The sequence below is a fragment of the Prevotella sp. AM42-24 genome (genome assembly GCF_003461825.1).
GTDB classification, from domain to species: domain Bacteria; phylum Bacteroidota; class Bacteroidia; order Bacteroidales; family Bacteroidaceae; genus Prevotella; species Prevotella hominis.
The window spans coordinates 1-2,783 of record NZ_QTXV01000131.1; the positions used below are offsets into that span (position 1 = coordinate 1).

General features: G+C 36.9%; 2 protein-coding genes. One reads left to right on the forward strand and one right to left on the reverse strand.

Annotated elements, in window-relative coordinates:
* Positions 1-654: 654 nt before the first annotated feature.
* The gene (locus DW917_RS16560) at positions 655-1,491 is read right to left on the reverse strand and encodes a FimB/Mfa2 family fimbrial subunit (RefSeq protein ID WP_118120489.1); all 837 of its coding nucleotides are present in this window, start codon (positions 1,489-1,491) and stop codon (positions 655-657) included.
* 346 nt (positions 1,492-1,837) lie between these two features.
* Here DW917_RS16560 and DW917_RS16565 point away from each other — a divergent pair, with 346 nt between their 5' ends.
* The gene (locus DW917_RS16565; RefSeq protein ID WP_118120491.1) at positions 1,838-2,635 is read left to right on the forward strand and encodes a Cof-type HAD-IIB family hydrolase; all 798 of its coding nucleotides are present in this window, start codon (positions 1,838-1,840) and stop codon (positions 2,633-2,635) included.
* Positions 2,636-2,783: the final 148 nt, after the last annotated feature.

Below are 2,783 nucleotides of genomic sequence, written 5' to 3' on the forward strand. Positions count from 1 at the left end.
TTTTACAAGATTTTCAAAAGGTGACGGTGACACCTATTTTTCATCTTTTTTTTATGCATTGGAGACACTACCCTCCAATTTGGATGTCTCCCTCTGATTATCAATCTTTTATCTATTTTCGCGCGGTAAGTCATAAAAAAAAGAGTATATAAAAGCGTCACCTGTCACCGTTTTCTGCCGAGCCTTTTATTGGAGCCAGTTTGTTGGGTGACACCTGTGACACGAGTTTTCAGTTTTTTTGTGGAGGGGTCTGTCACCCCTGTCACCCATTGGCATTGCGAAAAAAATGGATATTTATTTCTCCTTCCATCAACAGTTTGCTTTTTTAGATTGTTTGCACTCGCCTTGGGTTATCATTTCCCTGCTCTTATCGGTGTGCCTATGGCTTTGATGGGAGCCGTCTGCCTGCTGGTCTTCCGCAAAAAGTATGAATAAACATAAAAAGAGGGTGTGTCATGGATTTACGACACGCTCTCTTTTTATGTTTGTTCTTGTGTAAAATTATTCCTTGTTTTTTGATTTCTTCTTCTTTCTTCGATGTAAAATTACTGAGCCCCTTTTTTAAGTGGGCTCATGACTTCAACTACCAGGTGGCTTCAACTATCTGGTGATTTTAACTATCAGATGATTTCAATTATCAGATAGATACGGCTCTTAAAATTCATATTCGTTTTCGCCTGCCCATTCTGGATCAAAAACAAAGTCGATGTCAATGTCGCCTGTTCCGCCCGATAAGCCAGTAAACAATTTACCGCTATATTTCGTTATGTAGTTTTTGAGGATGGGAACATCCGAAAAGGTTGTTGTGGCTATTGTAAAATCATTTTTATCTAAGATGTCGATGGAAACAGTCAATTTCTTATCTCCTTCGTGAGGAAAGGTATAAACTTCATAAACCTGCTGGTTTTTCACCAGGTCTAAAATCTCAGTCTGTTTACTGTTTACGCATCCGTAACCGGTTTTGACATTCAAAGTACTGCTGCCTCCCGTATAATAAAATTTGATTTTCTTAGCCTGCTCTGGAATCTCATCTTTGATGACTAAACGAAACATACCAACGGCTCTTTTTAGCGTGATACTTTCTGTGGTTTTTTCTCCGTCGGTGACGTCCAAAATTCCATAATAATAGAAAGTATCTGTTACTTTATTGCTTGTGAAAGTAATCTTTTCTGGAGAAGACATCGTCGTGCCGGAGCCATTGTGACCGATGGCAACAACTTCATAAGTTCCTGCTGCCAAATTGAGATGGATGGCTCCAAAATCGGAATCGTCTGACGTTTGACTGATAGTTCCTGCTTTTGCATCGTCCTTGAAAAATCCAAAACTAACCTTCTTACATACTTTCTTTACTTGGTCTTTTGAACTTATCTCAAGACCAACATTGTTTTCTCCAGGAATTGGTTTGCTACTTTCTTCCTCGGAGGTAAATTTTTCGCATGAGCACATCATCATGGTGATGGCTAACATCGCATTAAATAGGATTGTTTTCATATTTGTTTATCTTTTAAAGAGTTTTCTTATTTGTCAATATCTTTTCGAGAAACTTCTTGTTTATTATATCTTTCAAGAACTTTCTTTTTGTCTATGTCTTTAGAAAGTTTTCTTTATTGCCTATATTTTGAAAGAGATTCTTGATTGAAATGATCAATCTCATTTCACTTCTCTTTTTCAATGATTGTAATACTTCTATTTGTTATAGATTTTAATTTCTCTTTGCAAAGGTATGTTTTTTTATCGGTAACTCCAAAGAAATCATGCGATTTTTGCTTTTTCTTTCAAAAAAATGGCTATCTTTGCACACCGAAATAGTATGTATAATATGGATAAAGGATAAAATATGGACAAGAATTCAAAAATCAAAGCTTTATTTTTTGATATAGATGGTACTCTGGTAAGTTTTCAAACACATCGCATCCCTCAAAGTACTGTTGAAGCGCTGGAAAAAGCGAAGCAAAATGGTGTCAAAATATATATATCTACAGGTCGCCCTATCATACTTATTACTAATCTGGGACAGATAGAACATCTGATAGATGGCTATATAACGACTAATGGTGCGCGATGTTTTGTGGAAAATCATACTGTTTGTCAGTGTCCTATTCTGCGTTCTGATGTGGAGAAAGTGATTGAAGCGGCTGATCGTGATGATTATTCTGTCATAGTTGTAGGAGAAAAGCATCTGGCGATTCATCATTTAACCCCTGTTGTCGAAAAAATATTTGTGGAAGGATTAGGGGTTGATTCCCTTGATTTTCAAACGAATATTGACGATTTGAAAGATGAGGATATCTTGCAACTTACTCCATTCTGTAGTGTTGAACAAGAGAGTGAGTTGATGCCGTCATTGGAAAATTGTACTTCCGGAAGATGGCATCCTGCTTTTACCGATATTACTGCTGCTCAAGCTGATAAAGGTAAAGGGTTACAGGCAATGGCTGATTATCTGGGCTTGAACATAGATGAAACCATGGCTTTCGGCGATGGCGGCAATGATATTTCCATCATTAAAAAGGCTGGTATCGGTGTTGCGATGGGGAATGCTGGTGATAATCTTAAAGAAGTTGCAGACTATATTACAACCTCTGTTGATGAGGATGGGGTAAAGAATGCTCTTGTTCACTTTGGTGTTATTTGATACAATTTCTTCAATTTTTATATTTGCATGTGTATGTGTATACGAGCCTGTGCAGGCACACAAGCGTGTATGTATATTATGAGGTGAAATTGTGGAATTTAAAGTGTAATATGTAATTAAATGTTAAAATCTTGCTATTTTTGAAACT

Coding starts and splice junctions, on each gene's coding strand:
- DW917_RS16560 (WP_118120489.1), bottom strand. CDS start 1,491: ATGAAAACAATCCTATTTAATGCGATGTTAGCCATCACCATGATGATG.
- DW917_RS16565 (WP_118120491.1), top strand. CDS start 1,838: ATGGACAAGAATTCAAAAATCAAAGCTTTATTTTTTGATATAGATGGT.